At 34.9% G+C, this 25,093-nt stretch carries 20 protein-coding genes; 8 read left to right on the top strand and 12 right to left on the bottom strand.

Annotated elements, in window-relative coordinates; genetic code table 11:
* Window positions 1-84: 84 nt before the first annotated feature.
* The 3 genes from ACHRVX_RS23540 to ACHRVX_RS23530 all read right to left on the bottom strand — a co-directional run bounded on the left by ACHRVX_RS23540 (window position 85) and on the right by ACHRVX_RS23530 (window position 5,226).
* Entirely contained in the window at window positions 85-2,007 is a 1,923-nt protein-coding gene (locus ACHRVX_RS23540; protein ID WP_395336975.1) for a hypothetical protein, read from the bottom strand.
* A 1,119-nt stretch (window positions 2,008-3,126) separates the two neighbouring features.
* Entirely contained in the window at window positions 3,127-4,278 is a 1,152-nt protein-coding gene (locus ACHRVX_RS23535; protein ID WP_395336973.1) for an iron-containing alcohol dehydrogenase, read from the bottom strand.
* A gap of 69 nt (window positions 4,279-4,347) precedes the next feature.
* Window positions 4,348-5,226 (bottom strand): AraC family transcriptional regulator, encoded by an 879-nt coding sequence (locus tag ACHRVX_RS23530; RefSeq protein WP_395336971.1) that lies wholly within the window; start codon window positions 5,224-5,226, stop codon window positions 4,348-4,350.
* 192 nt (window positions 5,227-5,418) lie between these two features.
* Here ACHRVX_RS23530 and ACHRVX_RS23525 point away from each other — a divergent pair, with 192 nt between their 5' ends.
* Together ACHRVX_RS23525 and ACHRVX_RS23520 are read left to right on the top strand one after the other, a co-directional pair.
* Window positions 5,419-5,997 carry a Crp/Fnr family transcriptional regulator gene (locus tag ACHRVX_RS23525; protein WP_395336968.1) on the top strand — a complete coding sequence of 193 codons (579 nt, stop codon included), beginning with the start codon at window positions 5,419-5,421 and terminating at the stop codon, window positions 5,995-5,997.
* Window positions 5,998-6,084: 87 nt separating this feature from the next.
* Window positions 6,085-7,185 (top strand): SDR family oxidoreductase, encoded by a 1,101-nt coding sequence (locus ACHRVX_RS23520; protein ID WP_395336965.1) that lies wholly within the window; start codon window positions 6,085-6,087, stop codon window positions 7,183-7,185.
* A 124-nt stretch (window positions 7,186-7,309) separates the two neighbouring features.
* Here the strand turns inward: ACHRVX_RS23520 and ACHRVX_RS23515 are convergent, their stop codons facing one another.
* The 9 genes from ACHRVX_RS23515 to ACHRVX_RS23475 form a co-directional block, all read right to left on the bottom strand.
* The gene (locus tag ACHRVX_RS23515) at window positions 7,310-7,948 is read right to left on the bottom strand and encodes a hypothetical protein (protein WP_395336963.1); all 639 of its coding nucleotides are present in this window, start codon (window positions 7,946-7,948) and stop codon (window positions 7,310-7,312) included.
* A gap of 33 nt (window positions 7,949-7,981) precedes the next feature.
* The gene (locus tag ACHRVX_RS23510; protein WP_395336960.1) at window positions 7,982-8,686 is read right to left on the bottom strand and encodes a hypothetical protein; all 705 of its coding nucleotides are present in this window, start codon (window positions 8,684-8,686) and stop codon (window positions 7,982-7,984) included.
* 4 nt (window positions 8,687-8,690) lie between these two features.
* Window positions 8,691-9,614: a hypothetical protein gene (locus tag ACHRVX_RS23505; RefSeq protein ID WP_395336958.1), complete on the bottom strand. Its 924-nt coding sequence runs from the start codon at window positions 9,612-9,614 to the stop codon at window positions 8,691-8,693.
* 132 nt (window positions 9,615-9,746) lie between these two features.
* Window positions 9,747-10,337, bottom strand: a complete 591-nt coding sequence (locus tag ACHRVX_RS23500; protein ID WP_395336956.1) for a nucleosidase — start codon at window positions 10,335-10,337, stop codon at window positions 9,747-9,749.
* Window positions 10,338-11,511: 1,174 nt separating this feature from the next.
* Complete coding sequence (locus tag ACHRVX_RS23495) at window positions 11,512-12,360, bottom strand: sugar phosphate isomerase/epimerase family protein (protein ID WP_395336953.1); 849 nt, start codon at window positions 12,358-12,360, stop codon at window positions 11,512-11,514.
* A gap of 12 nt (window positions 12,361-12,372) precedes the next feature.
* Entirely contained in the window at window positions 12,373-13,638 is a 1,266-nt protein-coding gene (locus ACHRVX_RS23490) for a sugar MFS transporter (protein ID WP_395336951.1), read from the bottom strand.
* 12 nt (window positions 13,639-13,650) lie between these two features.
* Window positions 13,651-14,574 (bottom strand): carbohydrate kinase, encoded by a 924-nt coding sequence (locus ACHRVX_RS23485; RefSeq protein WP_395336948.1) that lies wholly within the window; start codon window positions 14,572-14,574, stop codon window positions 13,651-13,653.
* A gap of 52 nt (window positions 14,575-14,626) precedes the next feature.
* Window positions 14,627-15,646, bottom strand: a complete 1,020-nt coding sequence (locus ACHRVX_RS23480) for a LacI family DNA-binding transcriptional regulator (protein ID WP_395336946.1) — start codon at window positions 15,644-15,646, stop codon at window positions 14,627-14,629.
* A gap of 133 nt (window positions 15,647-15,779) precedes the next feature.
* Window positions 15,780-17,189 carry an MFS transporter gene (locus ACHRVX_RS23475; RefSeq protein ID WP_395336944.1) on the bottom strand — a complete coding sequence of 470 codons (1,410 nt, stop codon included), beginning with the start codon at window positions 17,187-17,189 and terminating at the stop codon, window positions 15,780-15,782.
* A gap of 1,208 nt (window positions 17,190-18,397) precedes the next feature.
* Here ACHRVX_RS23475 and ACHRVX_RS23470 point away from each other — a divergent pair.
* The 6 genes from ACHRVX_RS23470 (at window position 18,398) to ACHRVX_RS23445 (ending at window position 25,084) form a co-directional block, all read left to right on the top strand.
* Complete coding sequence (locus ACHRVX_RS23470; protein WP_395336942.1) at window positions 18,398-19,519, top strand: NAD(P)-dependent alcohol dehydrogenase; 1,122 nt, start codon at window positions 18,398-18,400, stop codon at window positions 19,517-19,519.
* 41 nt (window positions 19,520-19,560) lie between these two features.
* Complete coding sequence (locus ACHRVX_RS23465) at window positions 19,561-20,049, top strand: (2Fe-2S)-binding protein (protein ID WP_395336940.1); 489 nt, start codon at window positions 19,561-19,563, stop codon at window positions 20,047-20,049.
* Window positions 20,042-21,061, top strand: coding sequence for an FAD binding domain-containing protein (locus ACHRVX_RS23460; RefSeq protein ID WP_395336938.1), 1,020 nt, complete (start codon window positions 20,042-20,044; stop codon window positions 21,059-21,061). Before ACHRVX_RS23465 ends, ACHRVX_RS23460 begins: the two co-directional genes overlap by 8 nt.
* A 24-nt stretch (window positions 21,062-21,085) precedes the next feature.
* Window positions 21,086-23,326 carry a xanthine dehydrogenase family protein molybdopterin-binding subunit gene (locus ACHRVX_RS23455; RefSeq protein ID WP_395336935.1) on the top strand — a complete coding sequence of 747 codons (2,241 nt, stop codon included), beginning with the start codon at window positions 21,086-21,088 and terminating at the stop codon, window positions 23,324-23,326.
* 44 nt (window positions 23,327-23,370) lie between these two features.
* A complete protein-coding gene (locus ACHRVX_RS23450; RefSeq protein ID WP_395336933.1) occupies window positions 23,371-23,889 on the top strand; it encodes a PPC domain-containing DNA-binding protein in 519 nt (172 codons plus the stop codon).
* A gap of 151 nt (window positions 23,890-24,040) precedes the next feature.
* Entirely contained in the window at window positions 24,041-25,084 is a 1,044-nt protein-coding gene (locus tag ACHRVX_RS23445; protein WP_395336931.1) for a pesticidal protein Cry7Aa, read from the top strand.
* The last annotated feature ends 9 nt before the right edge of the window (window positions 25,085-25,093 follow it).

Below are 25,093 nucleotides of genomic sequence, written 5' to 3'. Positions count from 1 at the left end.
CTATCTACATTCATTATTTAAGCATCTATTTTGTATCTACAAGATCATTAAATCTAAACTAAAAATACGCGGGAAGTATTGATTTTACTGAACCGACATGATATAGGTATCCAAATCAGTTTCGCGGTCCAGATTTAGTTTTTGTTTAATTCTGTAACGCGCCATTCGCATACTTTGCGTTTCAATATTCATGTGATTTGCGATTTCCTTCGTACTCATTCCTAACTTTATATAACCGCAATATTTAAAATCCAGCTTCGTCAAAGTTCCCGAAGCTTTTTCCTGTAAAGTCGAAAAAAAGATGGGATTTGTATTCTCCAGACTGGTTTTTAAGAACTCAAATTCATCATCGACTTCCATGCTTTTGTCAATTGTTTTTGAAATCGTTTTGATATCTGTGGATTTTTCAGATTTCATGACAGACAATTTATTCTGAATGTCTTTTAAAACCTCATTTTTCTTTTCCAGTTGCAAATTATTCGTCATTAATTCCTGCTGCAATTTATTTTTTTGCTGTTCCGTCAGTATTTTTTCCTGAATGGCAATTTGAAGTTCCTTCTCTGTCAATTCAGCTTCAAGAACAGCAATCATCGCTTCTTCCTCCTTTATTTTAGATAAAAGAGTCGCTTCTTCATTTGCTTTTTGAAGTAACAGATTCGTTTTGATATAAGATCTTTGTCTAAAATGATAGGAACGCAGCATAAAGGCCAATGTAAAAAACACAAAAACCAAAAGCGCGATATATAAATAATTAATTTTCTTTCTCGATTCAAGATTATCCTGAAGCAGTTGAATTTGCTGCGATTTTTTTTCAGTCTCAAAACGTACGGAAGCATTGTAATCTCTGTCTCTGTTTTCCTTTTCCATCATAACAGCAACCGCTTTATCGTACAGATTGAAGTATTTTTTATACGAAGAAAAATCATTTTTAATGTCTGCCAGATCCATATAATTTTTATAAAGCAAGGCATAATACCGTGGGTTTATTTTGGGGTATTTTGCAATAATATCAGCTACTTTTTTCAATACCTTTTCAACGTTTGGTATATCATTTAAGTTCGTATAATATTGTGCTTGCTGACCATACATAACCATAAGCTGCATTGGTTCATTTAATTCGAGGCAAACGGCTTCTGTTTTTTGTAAGTGCGCTAAAGTTTTTTCGGGCTCACTTTCAAAAAAATGATATAAATAAAGACTGGTTAGATTTAAGCAGGTTCTGCCGTAAGAACTAATAATATTTCCTTTTCTTTTTTCATTTTCAAATATTTCAATCGCTTTGAGATAATCGTTTTCTGCAGTTTGAAGTAAATGGAAATCTACGGGTGTTTTCTGTTCTGCTTTTCGTACGAGTAAAAGTGCCCAACTGGTTAAACCATTGGCGATATTAACCTGATTTTTGCTTTCATAAGCTAATTCCAAAGCCTTTTTATTGTATTTTTCAGAAAGAATGAGATCGTTATGATCTATAAAATAGGCACCCAGATTCTCATATCCATTCACCAGTTTGTCATATCGCATTTTATTTTTTTCAAAATAAGCCAGCGATCTGAGCATATAGTCAATGTATTTTTCTTTATTTCCAATAAATTCATTTTTGTAAGCAATGGCGTAATTCGCATATGCTATTGCTTTTAAATCTTTAGATGCTGTGGCCGAAGTATAACTGGAATCGGCAAATTTTATTTGTAGCGACACATTATCAAGAAATCGGGCAATGTCTGAAAGTGCTTCGTATGCAATAGACTGACTTTTTATGTCGTTTTCTTCACGTGCCAGTTTTAATGCCTGATTGGCATATTTATAGGCTTTTATAGTATCTGTTTTTTTATAACAAGAGCTAAGTTCACATAAATAATCGCATTTTTTTTCTATCGGTAAATCTTTCTGGCCAATTAATTTCAGTAACTCGTTTTTAGTTTTCTGTCCGTAAGAAATACTTATTATAAAAAAAGAAAGTAATGTTATAAAAAGACTTTTAGACAATTTAATTCCTGATGTACTCATTGTAACGGTTGGTTTGTATAGAATTTTGGTTTAATCTTAATTGTGCTGAAGTGTGAACATTAAAGATTTCGAAACCAAAGATATATAATACTAGTATAAAAACCGTCATAAAATGGATAGGAGATCTGCGTTCTAAGAAATATTTTGACACATAGAAAAATATTTATTTCACATGATATCTGTGCATAATAAAACACGTGAAAAATATTTTAACACATAGAAATATAGATTTTATGCGCCAAAAAAAGAATCCAAAAAAGGAACATGTTTCTTTCACATACAAAGCAATGCGCATTAAAACAAATGAAATACAATATCAAAGAGACATACTCCGTAGGAGTTAAATGTTGGTAGAAAAATAATGTGCCGTTAGACACTAAATATTGGTAAAAAAATAGATTAGCAATACGCTGGCGTGCCGTAGGTTCGCATCATCACGATAGCTATTACGTCCCTGCGACACGCTGGAAAAATAATGCGCCGTTAGACACTAAATATTGCTAAAAAAAATAGATTAGCACTACGCTGGCGTGCCGTAGGTTCGCATCATCACGATAGCTATTACGTCCCTGCGACACGCTGGAAAAATAATGTGCCGTTAGGCACTAAATATTGGTAAAAAAAATAGATTAGCACTACGCTAGCGTGCCGTAGGTACGCAACATAATAATAGCTACTACGTCCCTACGGCACGCTGGATTTATTCCGATTCCTTTTTAACTACCAATATTCAGTGCCTAACGGCACAAATTTCAGGAATTCAAATCTTGATTGGCATGAATTAAGATGATTTTTAAGAAAAATAATGTACCGTTAGGTACTAAATATTGGTAAAAAAAATAGATTAGCAATACGCTGGCGTTCCGTAGGTACGCAACATAACGATAACTATTAGTACGGCACGCTGGATTTATTCCGATTCTTTTTAAACTATCAATATTTAGTGCTTACGGCACAAATTTTAGGATTTCAAATTTTGATTGGCATGAATTAATAGGATTTTAAGAATCCAAAAATCTATGTCTCTATGTGTTAAAAAAATAAGCACAACAAAAAAAGGACAGCTTATATATAGCTGTCCTTTTTAAAAATCTTGAAATTCGTGTATGTTTTTTAAACTTAAAAATTCACTACTTCGCCATTATAACATGCCTGATAAATAGCTTTTAATTCCTCAATAGTTGGTTTTCTTGGATTAAAACCAGTACATGGATCAGCCAAAGCATTGGCAGCCATATAATCCAGTTTTGCATTCCAGTCTTCCTGAGAAACACCAAATTCCTTAATCGAACCTATGTTGTTAACATCAAGTCTTAAAGCTTCAATTGCCTGAGCTAATTCTTCGGTAGTTTCTTTACCAATAACTTTTGCAAGATCAGGAAAACGCGTACTTACTTTAGAGTTGTAACGAATCACGTTAGGCAGGAAAATGGCATTGGCACATCCGTGAGGAACACCAAACAAAGCACCCACCTGGTGAGAAAGTGAATGTACAATTCCCAACCATGCATTATTAAAAGCCAGACCTCCCATGAACGAAGCATCGTGCATGTTTTGACGCGCTGTAATATTAGAAGGATTTTTAACCGCTTCTTTCAAATTATCAAAAACAATTGCCAGTCCGCCTTTTGCCAGAACATCAGCAAAATTATCATCAATGTTAGAAACATAAGCTTCAACACAATGCGTTAAGGCATCTAATCCCGTATTTGAAGTCACGTGAGCAGGCATAGAAGCACAAATTTCACCATCGATAATAGCAACATCAGGAGTTAATTCATACGATACAATAGGATATTTAACCCCTTTTTCGCGATCTGTAATTACTGCAAGACCAGTAGTTTCAGTTCCTGTTCCGCTTGTAGAAGGAATAGCTATAAATTTAGCCTTGTTTCTCAATACAGGAACATTGAAAGGTTTGATTAATGAATCAAAATTAGTGTCCGGATATTCATAGAAAATCCACATTGTTTTTGCAGCATCAATTGCAGAACATCCACCTAAACCAACAATCCAGTCAGGCTGAAATGCTCTCATTGCTTCTGCACCTTTAAAACTTGTAGCAGATGACGGATCTTCCTCAACACCATCAAATACAGTAGTTTCTATACCGGCTTCATTCAAGTACGCTATTGCTTTATCTAACGTTCCGCTTTTTTTCATCGAGCTTCCGCCAGTAACAATAAAAGCTTTTTTTCCTTTAATATTTTTCAATTCTTCAAGACTTCCCGGACCGTGGAAAACCTCACCTGCAACAAATAATTTGCTCATCTTTAATTCGTATTAATTATTGAGGCAAAGATATAGTCGGGCAGGAGAGGGGATGTTATACAAACAAGACTATGCGGTATAAATTTGCGCCAGCTCTTGCTGAAGTTCCGTTGGAGTTTCTTTTAATTTAGCCTTTACAAATTTATTTAGTGCCGATGGAGAACTAAAACCCAGATCAAACGCAATTTCTTTATGTGAAAGATCAGAGAATAATAATTGCCTTTTGATTTCAGTCAGGATTCGGTTATGAATCGCATTGATGGCCGTTTCCCCACAATTTTTTTTGGTTATTTCATTCAGTTTTTTGGGCGTTACCATAAGTTCCGAAGCATAATATTGAACCGTACGTTCGCTTTTATATTGCTCGTTTAATAGTTTTTTAAAACCAATATAAACATGCTGATTGGCTTTTTGTAATAATACAGGATGCTGACCGTGAATAGATTCTATAAGTCCCAACAAAAATACTTTGATATAAAAACGTGCCTGTTCTTTTTTGACAAGACTGGGATTATTATAAATATTCTGGATATTCTGAATCAGAAAAAAAGCCTCTGTAAATTCCGGATTTAAAAGCATCGTGCAATTTAAATTAGCCGAAAGATTTACATTATAAGCACTTAATTCGTTTTTTAGAATATCAGAACAAAACAAAACTTCTTCAAACAGAATAATTTTCCCTTTTAAATCCTCACTTAAATCAGATAAAGAATGAACTTGCTCCGGAAAAATAATAGAAATTTTTCCCGCTTTGAGATAATGTATTTTCTCTTCAATCTGAATATTTATTTTTCCTGCTTCAACAATGATAATACAAAAATGATCGTTTTTATGCGGCTGTAAATAATCCTGAATATTTACGGCATTTAAATCAAAAACGCGAAACGATAAATTTTTATCTTCCGGTTTTTGAATGTTTTTTTTAATTTCTAACCTTTTTATATTCATTTTATAAATTTCTGATTTTATACTCTTGCGGCTGCAAATTTAGTCAAAATTGATAAGCTTATTTTTATTGAAGGACTTGTCTGTTTTAATTGAAAGTTGTACGAACAAAAAATATTCGCAATTGAGAAGAATCAAAAAAATGCTGAAAAATAAATAGTTTATCTTTGTTCTCCTTCATTAATAACCCCCGATATGTACGATATTATTTTTAAACATCTGGAAGAAAAAGTTACTTTATCCTTAGAAGAAAAGGAACTGATTAAAACTTTTTTCAAACCTCAGAAATTAAAGAAAAAGCAATTTTTAGTTATTGAAGGTCACGTTTGCAAATACCTCACATTTGTATCAAAAGGACTTTTAAAATCCTATAATGTCGACGATAAAGGAAATGAACACATCAACCAGTTTACGCCCGAAGGCTGGTGGACATCAGACATGAACAGTTTTTTTAGCGGCGAACTTTCATTTTACAGCATTAACGCAATCGAAGACTCGGATATTCTGACCATTACAGCCGAAGATTTTAACAATTTAACCTTGCAGGTTCCGGTTATGGACAGGTATTTCAGGATTCTTTTTCAGAATAGTTTAATTACCAAAGAAAGAAGACTAATAAGTTCTCACACCCATAACGCAGAAGAAAAGTACCGACATATTACAGAAAACAATCCGGATTTGATCAAACGTGTTCCGCAGAACCTTTTAGCATCCTATCTTGGACTTTCGCCCGAAACACTTAGCAGGCTTAAAAAGAACTTATTATTAGAGTAAACTTGATATAGATCAATCGAATTTCTTGTTTTAGATCATCTTTTTGAAGCTTGTTTTAGAAGTAATTTTGGAAAAAATAATCATATTATGGATACTGAAAAAATAACGACACTTTCTACAGAAGGAAATATTGCCTTAGTTGTAGGCGCAACCGGAATTGCCGGAAGCAATCTTGCTACAAAATTAATAGAACAGGGATGGAAAGTTTTTGGACTTTCAAGAAACCCAAAAAACAATATCGGAGGATTACATTCCATTGCTGCTAATTTATTGAGCACAGATTCTTTGACTACGGCATTAAATGATGTTGCGCCAACACATGTTTTTTTCACAACTTGGATGCGAAACGATACCGAGGAGGAAAATATCAGAATAAATAGTGCAATGATTCGCAACTTACTGGACGTTTTATCTCCTAAAAAATCAGTAATACATGTTTCATTGGTTACAGGTTTAAAACATTATCTGGGACCATTTGATGCTTACGCCAAAGCAGGAACGTTGCCGGAAACTCCGTTAAGAGAAGAAATGCCAAGATTAGATTTACCTAATTTTTATTATGCGCAGGAAGATGAAGTGTACACGGCGGCTTCTCGAGACGGATTTACCTGGAACATTCACCGCCCTCATACTTTGATAGGAAATGCGGTAGGAAACGCCATGAATATGGGAAGTACATTAGCCGTTTATGCCAGTATTTGCAAACACGAAGGACTTCCTTTCATCTGGCCGGGATCAGCTGAACAATGGAACGGAATCTCTGATGTAACCGACGCTAAAATTTTAGCCGACCAAATAATATGGGCTGCAACAACTAAAATGGCTCATAATGAGGCTTTTAATATCACAAACGGTGATGTTTTCCGTTGGAAATGGCTTTGGCCAAAAATAGCAGAATGGTTCGAAATTGATTTTGAAGGATATAATGGCGAAATAAAACCACTTGAAACACGATTAAACGAGAAACAAGCCATCTGGACAAAAATTGCAAAAGACCAAAACTTAGCAGAATCAGATTTAAATCAATTAGCGTCAGCATGGCACACAGATCTTGATCTTAGTCGTCCGCTTGAAGTAATGACAGATATCTCGAAAAGCAGAAAACTAGGATTTACGGCATTTACAAGTACAAAAGATTCCTTTTTAGATTTGTTTACAGACTTAAGAAATCAGAAGTTAATTCCTTGATTTTGTATTAGATTGAAAATTATAAACCTCCAAAATCAATTGATTGTGGAGGTTTTTTGTATTACGGCGTTTAGACGAATAAGTTTACATCATATTTTATTTTAAATGTTACTATTTATTCATCTCACTTTTTGCTCCATAACTCAATCAAAGAATTGATTTCTTTATTTGTGTAATTCTTTAATTTAAAACTACTTTTTTTGAAAGTCTTGATTTTATTGTATTGTTCTTTACCATCTGACTGAATTCTGATACTGTCTATAAAAAAGTTATTTTGGTAAAAATTGACATACACGTTAGTGAATTTTTTATTTGAATGTCCCCAGTCACCTTGAATAATAAATCCTGTTTTTGATTCTAATAATAGTTCTTCTCCTTGTAACATTGATTCATTAGATATTATTTTATCGTAAGCAAAGAATTCTTTACTTTTGCTTGAGGTTATTACCAGCAAATTTTTATCTGTATCATTAATATTGCAATTCGTATCATACCTAAACATGTTAAATTGTTTAGGTACAACTATGGCAATAGAATCAATTGTATTTCTAGCTGGATTAAACCCAATTTTATGTTCTATGTAATAATAATTTGAAATTTCTATCTTATCAAAAGTGAAACTTCCTCCATATTCTTTTTTGCATTTTTCATCTATAATATTGAAATCTTGATATTGTATATCTATTTTCTTTGTGTACGTAGGCGTACAAGAAAACAATACTTGAAGAGATATTAGGCAAACTAAAAATTTATTATTTCTCATTTTAACGAAGTATTTTTTATCAACCCTTTTAGTTTACTGCCAACTTTTATATTCAAATTTTTCTTGATTTTCAATTTTTCCTAAACTTGAATTTATAGTTTTAGTTAAAACTAGTCTTCCTTGATTATCGTAATGATAATATTTCTTATACTTTACCTGTTTTCCACTTGGATTATCAATAAAATCAGCATTCATTTCTTTTAAAAAATTAGCAACAACATATAATTTAATTTCTCTTATTGTTGTCCCATATGCAAAAGGAGAAAATTTAGCATTAGAAACACCTATATCTAATTTAAACCTTATATTATATGCAGATTTTAATTTTTTGTCGGGATTGTAATTTTCCCAATTTACTTTATCCAAAATGGCATCGATATAATAAAAATCGTCATCTAACATTTTATATTTATTAATAAATGGTATTTTTGTTTGAAATTTCTCGTAATAGTCGTAGTAGTCTTCTGAAAATGTATAGTCGTCCGCTATTATATTATCCGAATCATAAATAAAATCCGCTTCACTTATTAATTTACCTAGTTTATATTTCTCCACTTTTAGTAATAAAGTATCTTTATATTTAAAAGAAATCGAATCATTTTTTGATGACACTATAGCTATAAGTTTTTCTTTAATGAAATAATAATTATTCCTATTATTAATAGTAACTTTTACATTCTGATCTTGTGCATTACAGATGTACGTAAGGAAATAAGTAATTAATAAAAGTACCCTCATCGTATTATTTTTTAGTTTCTTGAACATATTTAACGTCCTTCCAAAATATAGTTCTCCCCCAAACCGCTGTAGACTCATAAGTTATTTTACCTTTATTAACACCAGATGGAGAATATTTCATTTGTGGAGCTTGAAATGAACTTCCAATAGCTTCTTTCCAGCTTTTGTAATGTTCATCTAATATATTCCAACCTCTAGTATTCATATGAATAATATATTTTTCATCAGGATCTCGAAGTCTATTGTCATCTGCTGAATAAAGAGCTTGTTCTTTCCCATCCCAGTAACGTGCTCCATTACTATAATCTTTCCCTCCTGTCAATGCATTAATCACCCCAAGTATTGCAAGTTGCATCTTTGTATCATTTCTTTCTTCAAGAGTTTTACTTCTAAAATCTTTTGCTGCGGTACTGTTTTCACCAAATGCAGTTTCTTTATAATTATAATTGACACTCGCAAGAGAAAGCATTTCGAACTTTAAAATTTCATCGTCCTTCTTAAAATAAGGAAAACTACTCTCCCCATAAACCGTAGAAGTTAAGATTATAAACTTTTCATGCGTTATATTTACCTCATTCTCTTTCAGTAATTTGGTATTGTTATAAGTCAAAACATCATTTCCATTTTTATCTTTTTTAGTCGATTTTCCATCACAAACGTAAACGTCATCTACCCTTCCTTCAAAATCAGGTTCATTTAATTTACCTTCAAAACTACCATCTTTATTATAAAAATGTCCGTTTACATTTATGATGCGATCAAAAAACTTTGGTAATGGAGCATCTTCGGGATCTCCGTAAACAAAACCATTCTCGGCATATTCATTAATAAAACCACCCGCATTGTAGATAATATCTCCATTAGAATAAATATTATGATTTCCACCTGTGGTTTTTGTTATTGTTCCTTTTACAATTCTGATTTTCATTATTTAATTTTGTTTGGTTGTTAATATTACCAGTAAAACAAAACTAAAATCATCGTTTAAATTACCTTTAAAAGTCATTTAAATAATAGAATAAGGTAACATGTGGACTTTTTAGAATAAGACTGCCTAAACCTATATGGTACTCAAACCTAAAATAGTTCCATAAGCTACAGCAGCTTTATGAACCTGAATAATCCAGTCATCAGCAGCATTATCATCAGCTCCGTCTGAAATATATTTTAAACACAAAAACGGAATATTCTCTTTCATGGCGATCATAGCGAGCGCATAAGCTTCCATGTCGACAACATCGTATATTTTGACGGCGTGTCCCATTTCAAAATTATCTCCTGTTCCACAAATGCCTATTGGTAAGTTATCCATTGTTAAACCATATTCCAGAATAACGGGTAAATCAGAAAGGGGAGTTTCATATAATTCGAATCCTAAACCTCTCACATCCATATCTCTCTGAATAAATTTAGTACAGCAAATAACATCACCTTTCTGGAAATGACTGCTTCCCGCAGATCCCAGATTCACAATTAATGCGGGCCGTTTTCGCTGAATTTCTTTTGTTAATTCATAAGCGGCATTTACTTTTCCTATTCCGGTAATCAGCGCATTATGGGCGTCAAAAACAGCCGCCGCTTCAGATTGCAGTGCAAAAGAAAATAATACATCGGTTAATGGAAAAGATAATTCAGGTGTAATTTTTATCATTAATACAATTATTTATCAAGATGCAAAGATGCTTATTTTCAATATAAAATATAGGTTGAAAATACAAATTACACAAAAACTATGAAATCATTTTTAATTTGAAGGTTCTTATTGCTGAGTTTGATTTTAGGCAACAGCGGAATGCTCGCCCGCAATGTCATTAAGTTAGGGATTTTGACTAATGCTTTTGATTTTAGATGTGTGAACAGCTTAAAATTAAAAAGGATATTAATCATGTCAATCAAGATTTGAAAGCCTGCAATTTGTGCCGTTAGACATTAAATATGGGTAGTTAACAGGAACCGGAATAAATCTAGCCTATCGTAGATACGCAATAGTGATCATTTTGTTGCGTACCTACGGCACGCCAACGTATGTGAAATCTATATTAACTACCAATATTTAGTGCCTACCGGCACATTTAAACTCTTTGATCGCATTGATGAAATTATCAAAAAAAAAGCTTAATTTAATGACATTGCGCTCTCGCCTGCAAAGTCATTAAGTTAGGATTTTGACTAGTGCTTTTTGATTTTAGATGTTTGAACAGCTTAAAATCAACAATTATATTATTCACATCCAATCAAGATTTGAAAGTCTGCAATTTGTGCCGTTAGGCACTAAATATTGGTAGTTAACAGGAACCGGAATAAATTTAGCGTGCCGTAGGTACGCAATAGAGATCATTTTGTTGCGTACCTACGGCACGCCAATGTATGTGAAATCTATCTTAACTACCAATATGTAGTGCCTAACGGCACATTTAAACTCTGATCGCATTATCATAATTTTCAAAAAAAAGCTTGATTTAATGATATTGCGCTCGCGCCTACAATGTCATTAAGTTAGGATTTTGACTAATGCTTTTTGATTTAGATGTTTAAACAGCTTAAAATCAACAATCATATTATTCATATCCAATCAAGATTTGAAAGTCTGCAATTTATGCCGTTAGGTACTACATATTGGTAGTTAACAGGAACCGGAATAAATTTATCGTATCTAGATACGCAATAGTGATCATTTTGTTGCGTACCTACGGCACGCCAACATATGTGAAATCTATAATTAACTACCAATATTTAGTGCCTAACGGCACATTTCCATTTGGATCGCATTACTTAAAATTATTAAAAAAAACTTAACTTAATGATATTGGGAACTAGCTAGCAGATTACTGCAAATCCTTTATTCTCTCCTTCATAAAATGCAGACTTCCAATTGCTAATTCCTCTGCATTATGAGGCGAAGTCTGCCATAACGAAACCGCTTGCTGCATTCCTTCTATTGATGACGAGAAATTTTCCAGAACCAAATTTCCCTCAAAATTAATGTCTCGTAAACCTTTAAAAAGTGCGTCCCAATTCACCGTTCCTTCACCCGGCATTCCGCGATTACTTTCGGTGATGTGCAAATGTTTCAGCTTTTTTCCCGACGCGATAATCGGATCATAAAAGTTGTTTTCTTCAATATTCATGTGAAAAGTATCCAGATGAACGGCAAGATTGGGAGCAGTCGTTTTATCAATAATTTCTAAAACATTTGCGGCAGTATTACAAACGTAACTTTCGTAACGGTTTATAGGTTCAATACCAATTGTAATGCCTGATTTTTGAGCATAAAGTGCGGCTTCTCCTAAAACATTTATTACAATTTCTTTCTCATAAGCTGTAACAGGATTTCCTGTAAAAACGCCAATACCGCTATGTAAAACGCCGCCTAAAAAAGTACTTTCAACAGCAGCGGTTTTATCTAATGCTTTACAAATAAGTTCCAAAGCCGCTTTAGGATAATACGGAATATGAGCTTCTTTTGGGAGATTTAGCGAACAGGCAACATTGAGTTTATTTTCTTTCAACTGCTTTTTTACAGTTTCGGAATCAAATTCCATAGTAGTGGGCAATAGTATTTCGATCAGATCAAAACCCGTTTGCGCTGTTTTTTTTATGGCATAATGTCCGGCTTCTGCAGTCCAGTTGGGAGTAATCCAGGAAAGGAGAGAAGCACCAAGTTTGATTTTCATTTTGCTGTGGTATTAAATTAAATTCGGAGAAGTTGTTTTGTCACTAATCCCGAGAGTTTTAGGTTTGGAGTATTTTACGGCGAATAAAAAGATTACCAGATAGCAAATAATTGGTAATAAATAAGCATAAGCAATATTAGTATTGGCTACAAATCCCATAATAGGAGGGAACACCGCGCCGCCAAACATTGCCATTACCAGAAATGACGAAGCTTGTTCTGTTTTGTTTCCGAGTTTTTTTAATCCGAGGCTGAAGATTGTTGGGTACATGACGCTTAAAAAGAAGTTCAGCATAATCAGTGCGATAAACGAAATCCACCCGAAACTTTGAGAAATCACGAGACACAGCACAATATTTGCCAGACAATAGATTGCGAGTAATTTGTTAGGTGCAATATAACGCATTAAAAAAGTACCTATAAAACGCCCAATCATCATCATTGCCATACTTAGCGAGAAATAATACGCCACCTGATTATCGGCAAGACCTGTTTTTTCCACACCATAATTAATAAAATAAGCCCAGGTTCCGCCTTGAGCGCCTATGTTAAAAAACTGTGCGACAACTGCCCACATAAAATGACGCTGGCGGTATAATGGCGCATTAACAATAACATCTTGATGTTCAGTTTCATTTGTATCTTGTTCAGTCCCGCCATGCGCATTTTTCAACGCAGGAACTTTTACAAACCAAAATGCAATACCTATCGCAAGTATCACAAAACCAATAACCATGTACAAGGTTTTAACTGATTCTAATCCGTCTGCGCCTGTTGTATTCAGGATGAAAAATCCTCCTAACAAAGGTCCAATTATAGCGCCCAAACCATTAAAAGACTGAGCAAAATTAATTCGCTGATCGCTGGTTCGTTCATCGCCAAGTGAAGCCACAAAAGGATGCGCAACGGTTTCAAGCGTTGCAAGTCCTGACGCCAGAATAAACAATGCAATCCTGAAATACGAAAAAGATTCGTTTTGCGCCGCCGGAACAAATAGAAATGCGCCAAGTGCGTAAAGTGCCAAACCCAGCAAAACGCCTTTTTTATAACCATATTTTTTCATGAATAATCCTGCGGGAATCCCCATAATGGCATACGCGCCAAAAATGGACAATTGCACCAAACCGGATTCGGATTTACTGATGTGCAATACATTCTGGAAGTGTTTGTTCAGTACATCGCCCATCGTAATGGCGATTGCCCAGAACAAAAAAAGAGAGATGACAAATATTAGGGTAATCGTATATTTTTTTTCGGTGAATTTAGCTTCAGATTTCATTTTCGATTCTTATTATTCGTTAAATATTTTTCCGTGAACGTCATTTTTTATTCTGAAAGATTCAAAATCGCTCCAGGAGTAATTGGGACAAGCACCTTCTTTTGAAGTGATAAAAGCACCAAGTGCCGTTGCCTGATTCATAATTTCCACAGGATCAGTATTTAGTATTCTTTTAGATAAAAATCCGGCTAAAAATGCATCACCGCTTCCTACTGTATCCTGAATGGTTACGGGAACTGCCGGTGCTTCATAATGCTGTTCTCCATTATAATAAACCGCACCTTTACTGCCTTTGCTGATCAAAACTTCATTGATAGTAAAAGTGTCCTGGATATAACGAATTCCGTCCTCTTCACTAGTATAATCTTTGTTTAAAAAATCAAGGATTAATCGGAGTTCGGCTTTGTTCATTTTGACTAAGTCGGCTTTGTAAAGCAACTCTTTTATAACCGGAATCGAATAGTGAGGCGGACGAATGTTGACATCAAAAACTTTGAATTTGGCAACTTCCAGTAATTCGAATAAAGTATTTCTTGAAACTTCATTTCGTGTAATCAAACTTCCAAATACAAATGCCGAAGCACTGCTTATTTTCATATAATCTTTTCTGAATTCGATAAAATCCCAAGCAACAGGCTGGATAATATCATAATGCGCTTCGTTATGTTCGTCGATATGCGCAATTACAGTTCCGGTAGGATTGATAAGATCGATTTGGCTTTCTTTCGTGCTGATGTTCCAATCTGTTAATTGAGCCAAAAGATCAGTTCCAAGTTTATCATTTCCTACACGGCTGATCATGTGCGCGTCAATACCCATTCGCATTAAATTGTACGCTACATTAAATGGTGCTCCTCCGGCACGCGCTCCTTCAGGGAAAATATCCCATAATACTTCTCCATAACAAAATACAGACGGTTTAGTTAGTTGTTTCATGATTGTTTATATTTTTGATTAAACGTTTAAGCAGATTGGTAAATAAAAAAAGTTAGCTAATTTGAGGTTGCGAAGATTGGTTAATATGCAATTCAGCATTTAATACAATGTGTTGTAATGGTGCTAATTGATCTGCAATTTTATTGTGTAAAATTTCTACTGCTGTTGTTCCTATCGCAGCAAGCGGTTGTCTCACAAAAGTTAATGGCGTGGCAAAAAGTTCGTACGCTTCGGTTTCATCAAAAGCTACGACAGCAACATCCTGCGGAATATTTAATCCCATTTTCATGATTTTTTTAAGTCCGGAAACGGCAAGTTTATTGCTGGTAAAAAATAGGGCATCGGGTTTGTTTTTTGAATTTTTAAATACATCTTCAAAACAAGTATTAATATCCTGATCGATGTTGTCCTTATTGATGTTCAGGACATTATTTTTTTCAGAAGTATGCTTTTTCAAGGCATCTGTAAACCCCTGAGTTCTTTGTAACAAATGTTCAAGATGCGTTTTATAAGCTACAAGATGAATGTTTTTATAGTTATTATTTATCAGATGTTCAGTTACCTGATAACTAATGTCGTAGTTGTTGATTTGAACAGTATCAGCTTCGATTTCTGGAAAATGCCTGTCAATCAATACAAAAGGAATTTTTTGTTTTTGTAATTTTTGCAAACAGGGTTTTGTATTCTCAACCGGCGCAATGATTAATCCATCCGCCTGACGGTCACAAAACATATTGATCAGGCTTTCAAATTTTTCTGCATTTTCATCAGAGCTTCCTATTAATAGGGTGTATCCCATTTTATTGGCTTCATCTTCAATAATTCGGGCTATTTGCGAAAAGTAAGGATTCGCAATATCGGCTACAATAAGTGCTATAATATGCGTTCGTTGAGTTTTGAGGCTTTTGGCAACGTTGTTGGGGCGATAGTTAAGTTCTTCCGCGGCTTTTTTCACTTTCTCAATAGTATCTTTTCCAATGCGGCTATCAATCTTATTGTTAAGTACATAAGAAACTGAGGCGATCGAAACGCCTGCTTTTAAGGCTACATCTTTTATGGAAATTCTTTTCACTATATCGATTTCTAAATGCAAATATAATTAAGTTAAACGTTTAAGCAAATTTTAGAATAGAAAAATTGACACTTGAAAAGTTAAAAATTGTTATATTTTCAATTTAGATCAGGAAAATAATGGTTATGATAATTTATTTGGCAGATTTTAAATTATCACCATCTTTAAAATGCAATCGTCTGAAAACAAAACCTGATAAGATCGTTAAGAAACCTACGACCAGAAAAGTATAGCGAAATGCATTGTGGATTTCGTTATGAATTAATTTTACATCGCCCTGAAATATTTTAAGTACCAAAAGTCCGAAAGCAATCCCGAAACCTATCGCTAATTGCTGATTAACAGAAACTAATGAATTCCCGCTGCTGGTATGATACACTCTTAAATCGGCAATAGAAATCGAATTCATCGATGTAAACTGAATCGAGTTAAAAAATCCCAAAACCGAAATGATGGGAACATACCAGTAAATGGAAGTATGAATGGACGGAATCGCTAAAGCACAAATTAAAGCTCCAATAATAAAGGTATTGACCATTAAAGTTTTACGATAACCAAATTTATTTAAAATTCCTATTACGGCAGATTTTCCAAACATTGCCGTCAATGCCATTGGCGCCACAATCCAGCCTGATGTAACTGCCGATTGTCCGTAAGCAATCTGGATCATCATAGGGAGTAAAAGCGGAATGGAACTGAATCCTAAACGTGTTGCTAAATTGCCAATGATCCCAACTCGAAACGTTCTGACCTTAAATAAATTCAAAGGAAAAATAGGATTATTATCTGTTATGGCGTGGCGATAATACCAATACAACATTAAAAATCCTCCCATTAAAATCAATAAAACAGGCGAAACGCGAACGGTATTGCCAAATAATTCCAATGAAATTGATAATAGGAGCGAAGCAGCAGCAAAAATCAAAAAGCCCTTTAAATCAAAATCGATAATGGGCGATTTGTAATCCGGCATGTATTTTAAACTTAGTAGTACTCCAATTAACCCAAACGGAATATTGATGAGAAATATCCAGTGCCACGATAAATAATCTACCATATAACCTCCAACAAGCGGTCCTAAAACGGGACCAATTAATGCAGGAATGATCGCAAAATTCATGGCTTTTAATAATTCATTTTTAGGAAATGTTCTAATAAGTGCCAGTTTCCCAACGGGCGTCATTAAACTTCCGCCAATTCCCTGAATAACGCGCGCAATTACCAGATGCGTTAAACTCTGCGAAAGCGCACATAATAATGATCCAATGCTGAATAAAAACAAAGCGAAAATAAAGATTCTTCGGGTTCCGAATTTATCTGATAAAAATCCGCTCACGGGCATAAAAAGTGCCAGCGTTAATACATAACTAATAATTGCATTTTGCATTTCAAGTGGTGATTCATGTAAATCTCTGGCAATCGATGTGATTGAAGTATTTAGAATCGTAGAATCCAGCATTTGCATAAAAATAGAAGTTGCCAGAATTATGGGTAATATTTTTTTGGTGGTTTCTATGTTTTGTTCAGCGGGAATTGTATTCATAGTATTGGCTTGAAACGTTTAATAATCTCTTTGTAGAAGTAAGAGAATTGGATTATCTCAAATTTAAGAAATCTTATTGTAAAGAGCTTTCTTGTTTTCAAAAGTTTTTAGAATGTATAATTTTTTAACACATAGAAACATAGATTTCATAGTTTAAAAAAGATTGTATTAGAGAAACAAGTTTCTTTCACATAGTTCGCAAGCATTGAGCAAGGTCATTAAGTTAAGGGGGAATTTATAAAAATACTGAATAGTTTAATCCATAAATAAGTTAGAAAATCCGTTTTTATCCGCGTTTTCGCTTTAGCCAATCAGTAAAATCAGCGTGTAATTTTGACGCGGATAAAACAGATTCACTTCGTAAAAACGCGGATAAAAACGGTTTTTATTTTTAATTATTTTCAGATAAAAAAAAATTAACACATAGAAACATAGATTTCATAGTTTAAAAAAGATTGTATTAAAGAAACAAGTTTCTTTCACATAGCTATGAGAATTAATGTAGAGTGAAACGCCTTCCTTGGTTTACAATATCCTATGTTTCTATGTGTTAAAAAAATATGCATATTGATTAATTCTTAGATAAAAAACATTTAACACATAGAAACATAGATTAAAAAAGATTATTAAAGAAATGTGTTTCTTTCACATAGTTGCGAAGCATGGGGCAATGTCATTAAATTAAGGCAAAATCTATAAAATTTACTTAACAGTTATTCAATGAAGTAAATAGAAAAATCCGTTTTTATCAGCGTTTTCGCTTTAGCGAATCAGTAAAATCAGCGTCTAATTTTGACGCGGATAAAAGATTTACTTCGTAAAAACGCGGATAAAAACGGTTTTTATTTACAATAATATTATTTTTTAATATTCTCACATAAAAAAACATTTAACACATAGAAACATAGATTTCATAGTTTAAAAGATTATAAATGAGAAACAAGTTTCTTTCACATAGCTATGAGAATTACTGTAAAGTGAAACGCCTTTTTTAGTTTACAATATCCTATGTTTCTATGTGTTTAAAAAAATCCAAGTATCGCCTTTCAATTTTCCAGAGCCTAAAAATCATCCTAATTGGATTCCTGTAAGAATAAGATTGAATAATATAAAATAAAACGATTGTTGTCAAGTAATTTTAATCGACTGTAAATGAGTGTAATGTTGCTCATTTGTAGAAAATAAAATACAAATCTTAAAATTGAATTATGAGCGATACAATCATTTACGACGAATCTAAAAAATTTGTTACCAAAGCATACGGGGCATCAGGAAATATTTTTGGAGGAAAAACTTTAGAACCTATTGAAATAGAAAGATATAAACCAAAAGTTGACGAAGTTTTAATAGAAATTTTGTACTGTGGTGTTTGCCATTCAGATATTCATCAGGTCAATAACGACTGGAATAATACAATATATCCTTGTGTTCCCGGACATGAAATTATAGGTAAAGTAATTGAAGCCGGAAGCGGAGTTTCGAAATTTTCTGTAAACGATATAGTAGGAGTGGGTTGCATGATTGATTCTTGTCAGGAATGCAAATCCTGTCAGGATGGCGAGGAACAATTTTGCCTTGGACCAGTGGCGCAAACCATGACCTACAACGGATATTTTAAACCTGACGGTTCTGATTATAATACTTTTGGCGGATTCTCTACCCATATCGTTGTCAAAGATTCTTTTGTTTTGAGTATTCCAAATACCTTAAAATATTCCGCAGCTGCGCCAATTTTATGTGCCGGTGTTACTACATATTCTCCGTTAAAACATTGGGGAGTAAAATCCGGTGATTCGGTAGGAATTATTGGTATAGGCGGTTTAGGGCATATGGGCGTTATGATTGCCAGAGCAATGGGAGCAAAGGTAACTGCGATTACGACCAAAGAAGAAAAACGGTCGTTAGCACTTGAACTTGGTGCTGATGATGTCTTGATTTCTGAAGATGAAAAAGCAATGAAAGCTAAGGAAACATCGTTTGATTTTTTACTGGTTACTATTCCTGAAAGTTTTGATATTACGCCTTACATCAGTCTTTTAGCACCAAGAGGAACCATTGTAACTGTTGGTTTATTAGGACCTTATAAATCACCAACCAATAATATGGAAGTCGCAAAATTTGGAAGATCTGTTGCCGGTTCCTTAATTGGCGGAATTGCTGAAACTCAGGAAGTACTTGATTTTTGTGCAGAACATAATATTTTACCTCAGGTAGAAATGATCGATATTAAAGATATCAATAAGGCATTTGATAAGATCAAGGACGAAGAAGTTCGTTTTAGATATGTTATTGATATGGAGTCATTTAAAGTAGATTCTGAGAAAGCCTGATTTCTTGATTTTAAATATAGTACGAACTAAATAAATACGCCATGCAAACAAATGAAACTCACGCAATAGTATTAAATGTAAACGGACAAGCTCATCATCTCCACCTTTTGCCCTGGGTTTCGTTGCTTGACGCGCTTCGGGAAAAAATAGATCTTACAGGAACAAAAAAAGGCTGTGATCACGGGCAATGCGGCGCTTGTACGGTTTTGGTCGACGGGAAACGGGTACTAAGTTGTTTAACGCTTGCGGTTATGAAAGACGGTGCACAAATAACAACAATTGAAGGCGTTGCCGATGGCGAAAATCTGCACCCTGTACAACAGGCATTTATTGAATGTGATGCTTTTCAATGCGGTTATTGCACACCCGGACAAATATGCAGTGCGATTGGAATGCTGAATGAAAATAAGGCAAAAAACAGAGAAGAGGTTCAGGAATTAATGAGCGGAAATCTTTGTAGATGTGGTGCCAGTAAAGGTATAATCGATGCAATTATGAAAGTTAAAAAACAGGAAAGCTACCATGAATAATTTCTCATACATAAAAACAAACGACATAGGTCAGGCAGTTGCTGAACTCAGCAATGATTCCGGAAATAAAATTGTTGCGGGAGGAACAAATATAAATGACCTTTTAAAATATTTTGTCACCACGGCAAAAAAGCTTGTAGATATAAATCCCGTTATGGATAATCATTCGGTTATTGCGCTTGATAATGGCGGGATTAGAATTGGCGCATTGCTTACCAATGCTGAAACGGCGTATCATCCCATTATTGAAGATCGTTATCCGTTACTATCTAAAGCGATACTTGCAGGAGCATCGGCACAAATCAGAAACATGGCGACCAATGGCGGAAACCTTTTACAGCGCACAAGATGTTATTATTTTTATGATACCAACACACCTTGTAATAAGCGCGAACCCGGTTCAGGATGTTCGGCGATAAAAGGATATAATAGAATTCACGCCATTTTAGGGCAGAGTGATAATTGTATTGCTGTTTTTCCATCAGATATGTGCGTGGCGCTTGCGGCTTTAGATGCCGTAGTGAATATTACGGGTCCTGAAGGCGACCGAACTCTGGATTTTAAAACCTTTCACAGACTTCCGGGAGATACGCCGGATCTGGATAATAATTTAAAACAAGGCGAAATAATTACCGGAATTGATTTGCCTGAAATGGGTTTTGCCAATAATTATTCGTACTTAAAATTACGTGACAGAGCGTCTTATTCCTTCGCTTTAGTGTCTGTAGCAACAGGTTTAGATCTGGAAAACGGCATTATCAGAGAAGCCAGAATTGCACTTGGCGGCGTGGCGCATAAACCGTGGCGTATTATGGAGGCCGAATATTTCCTAAAAGACAAAGAACCTTTAAGAGAGCATTTTGCCGCTGCTGCGGATATTATTCTCGAAGGTGCGAAAGGGTATGAAAACAACGATTTTAAAATAGATCTGGCAAAAAGAGCTATTATCCGTAATTGTATGATGGCGCTGAATCCGGAATCTCAGCGTCCCGGCGCAAAACCTTCTTTATAATACATCGAACCTAAAATTAAAGTTATGACAAAATTACCCTCAATAGGACAACCGATAAACCGTTTAGAAGGCGTTCAAAAAGTTACCGGAACTGCAAAATATTCGGGTGAATATAATGTTGACGATTTACTATACGGATACGTGGTAAACAGCACCATTACAAAAGGTAAAATAAAGTCAATTGATACCGCTGAAGCTGAAAAACTCGATGGTGTGATATCGATTTTGACGCATGAAAACCGACCTTCAACGGCTTGGTTTGATTTGCAATACGCAGATATGGATGCTCCGCCGGGAACGGTTTTCAAACCCTTAAAAGACAATGAAATAAAGTATAACGGTCAGCCAATTGCTTTGGTAGTTGCCGAAACTTTTGAAATGGCACGTTATGCGGCGCATTTGATAAAAGTGGTTTACACCGAAGAAGAATTTTCAACAGATCTTGTAGGAAATAAAGGCAAAGCCCGAGAACCTAAGAAAGGATTAGCATCGCTGTTAAAACCGCCTCCGCCAAAACCAACAGGAGATTTTGGCAGAGCGTATCAGGCGTCTTTCGCAAAAATTGAAAGCGATTTTACACACGGTACAGAGCACCATAACCCTATGGAAATGTTTGCTACGACCGTAGTTTATGAAGGTAAAGACAAACTGAAAATATACGATAAAACGCAGGGAACCATTAATTCTCAAATGTATGTGGCGAACGTTTTTGGCTTAAAAATGAAAAATGTCCAGGTCATTGCACCATTTGTTGGAGGAGGTTTTGGTTCAGGGCTTCGTCCGCAATACCAGCTTTTTATGGCAGTTATGGCTTCGCTTAAACTAAAACGAAACGTTCGCGTTACGCTTGACAGAGCGCAAATGTATACTTTCGGACATCGACCTCCAACGCTTCAAACTACGAAATTTGGTGCCGATGAAAACGGAAAACTAAACGCAGCATATCATAAAGCAATAGGAGAAACTTCGCAATTTGAAGATTATGTAGAAACTGTTGTCAACTGGACGCCAATGCTTTATCCTGTAGAAAACACGTTGCTGGAACATGAATTAGTTCCGTTAGATGTTTATAGTCCGCTTGATATGCGCGCTCCGGGCGGAAGTACCGGAATGCATGCCATTGAAATTACGATGGATGAACTCGCGTATAAATTAAAAATTGATCCGCTTGAATTGCGCCTGATCAATTATTCAGATATTGATACCACTTCGGGTAAGGAATATTCAAGTAAGGAATTGAAAGAATGTTATTTGCAAGGTGCCGAAAGGTTTGGATGGAAAGACAGAAATCCGGAACCCCGAAGCATGAAACGTGGCAATAAACTGGTAGGTTACGGAATGGCAACGGGAATCTGGGAAGCAAACCGACTTTTGGCCAGAGCCGAAATCACGATGACAAAAGATTTAAAAGTAGAAATTAAAAATGCCGTAACTGATATTGGTACCGGAACTCTGACTGTAATGACGCAAATCGCAGCTGATGAATTAGGATTGCCTATTGAAGATATTACTTTTTTATATGCTGATAGTAAAATGCCTTTTGCGCCCATACAAGGCGGATCTTTCACCGTTGCAACTGTTGGTCCCGCTGTGCAGGAAGCATGCAGAGCAATGAACAAGAGATTATTTAATAAGGCAAAAGTCCTTAGAAATTCTCCTTTGGCGAAAGCTAAATTTAAAGATGTAATTTTTGATCAGGGTTTTATAATCCTAAAAAGTGACTCAAATGTAAAAGTAAATTTTAAGCAAATTTTTGAAGAAAATAATCTAAAAGCAACGCAAATCACCAGTACGGCAATGCCAAATCCTTTACGACATGGAAAAAAAGCGAGAGCTGTTCACAGCGCCGTTTTTGTAGAAGTGGAAGTCGATGAAGAATTAGGAATGATAGAGGTAAAACGAGCCGTAACTGCCGTTGCAGCTGGAAAAATCATAAATCCTAAAACTGCCGAAAGTCAGATTTTGGGCGGAATGATCTGGGGAATCAGTAAAGCGCTGCATGAAGAAACGATTACAGATCACAGATTTGGAAAATACATGAACGCCAATCTTGGTGAATACCATATTCCGGTTCATGCAGATGTTCAGGATCTTAACGTAATTTTTGTAAAAGAAGATGATAATTTTGTGAATGATCTTGGCGTAAAAGGAATTGGTGAAATAGGAATCGTAGGTATGCCTCCGGCAATTGCAAATGCTATTTATCACGCAACAGGACGAAGAATTCACAATCTACCGATACATTTTGATCAATTGATATCATAAAATGAATTTTAGAATATTTTCTATAACCCCATAATTACAACAAGATGAAATTATTAAAAACAATGCTGCTTTTTGCTCTTTTTTTTATCAATGCCACTTTTGCGCAGGCTCAACAAACTGATGCTTCAAAATGCCGTTATATCAAAACAGCAACCGGTTATTTGATGGTTTTACGTCAGGGCGATGATGTATTGGCATTAATCGAAAATCTGGCGCAGCAGGAAAAAATTCCATTTGCAAATTTTACGGGAATTGGTTTTGGGAGCGAAGTTACATTTGGTTTTTATGATAATAAAGAAAAGAAATTCAATCCGAAGAAATTTGAAAAAGTAGAAATGGGAAATCTCACGGGATCAATTGCCTGGAACGGCGAAAAACCATCCATTCATATTCACGGAATCGCAACCGATGATAAGTTCAATGCCTATGGCGGTCATATTTTGGGTTTAAAAGTAGGAACCGGTTCGATGGAAATTTACATCACGGTGCATCAGGAAAAACTCGAACGCAAAATAGAACAACCGCTTAATGCGAATGTTTTGCAATTGTCTTGTATAAAATAGGTTTTAAACTTTTCCTCTTAGCGCCTTTGCTCGATTAATTTTTGTGCAAAAAAGCCTTGAAATTCTGAAAGAGTTTGCTGATTTTGTGTAAATTTAATACAAATCATGGCTGTATATTTATTTTTTAAATTTTAATAATTTTTTGAAATATATGCTACAAAAACACGGTTTGGTTTTGACCAAAAGAGATTTGGATTTTGAACGCGATGGAGTACTAAATCCTGCGGTTATTTACGATGGCGGCAAAATACATATGTTTTATCGTGCCGTTGCCAAAGGAAATCATTCCACACTTGGATATTGCATTTTCAAAGATCCTTTAACAATCGAAACAAGACTTGATTTTCCGGTTCTAACGCCCACACTTCCTAACGAAAAACACGGTGTTGAAGATCCCAGAATCGTCAAAATCGATGATTTGTTTTATCTTTCGTATTGTGGTTATGATGGAGAAAATGCGTTTGGATGCGTTGCAACTTCATCAGATTTAAAAGAATTTAAAAAGCACGGAATCGTTGTTCCGCAAATAAAAGGTTATGATCTTAACGGATTATTGCAGGGACAAACCGGACTTAATAATAAATATTTTACACCAAGTACAGGCATTGATGGATATGTCTGGGATAAAAATGTCGTTTTCTTCCCGAGACGAATCGATAATAAAATCTATTTCCTGCATCGGATTCATCCGGGAATTCAAATTGCCTGTGTGGATTCACTTGAGGTTTTAACGCCTGAATTCTGGCGCGAATATATGCTGGAATTCTGTAAACATATTGTGCTTGATCCGGATCACGATCATGAATTCTCTTATTTAGGAAACGGCGCTCCGCCAATAGAAACTCCTGAAGGCTGGATATTGATTTATCACGGAGTTCATGATACTGAAAAAGGTCATACGTATGTGGCTTGCGCTGCTTTACTGGATTTAGAAGATCCATCAAAAGAAATTGCGAGATTGCCTCAGCCACTTTTTTCACCGGATCAGGAATTTGAATTAAACGGTTATGTCAATAATGTGTGTTTCCCAAGCGGAACCGCCGTTATCGATGACGAACTTTATATTTATTACGGTGCTGCAGATGATTGTATTGCCTGTGCATCAATCCCTATGAAGGAGTTACTTGAAGAACTTCTTTCACATAAAGTTCACATTCCCGAAGAATCTTCCGTTAAGATTTCAACTACGGCTTAATTCATAATA

Origin of the sequence: Flavobacterium sp. FlaQc-47 (assembly GCF_044006475.1) — a bacterium.
In the GTDB taxonomy this organism is placed as follows: Bacteria; Bacteroidota; Bacteroidia; order Flavobacteriales; family Flavobacteriaceae; genus Flavobacterium.
Note: the sequence above shows the minus strand (reverse complement) of the source record. Positions and strands in the feature narration are given on the sequence as shown.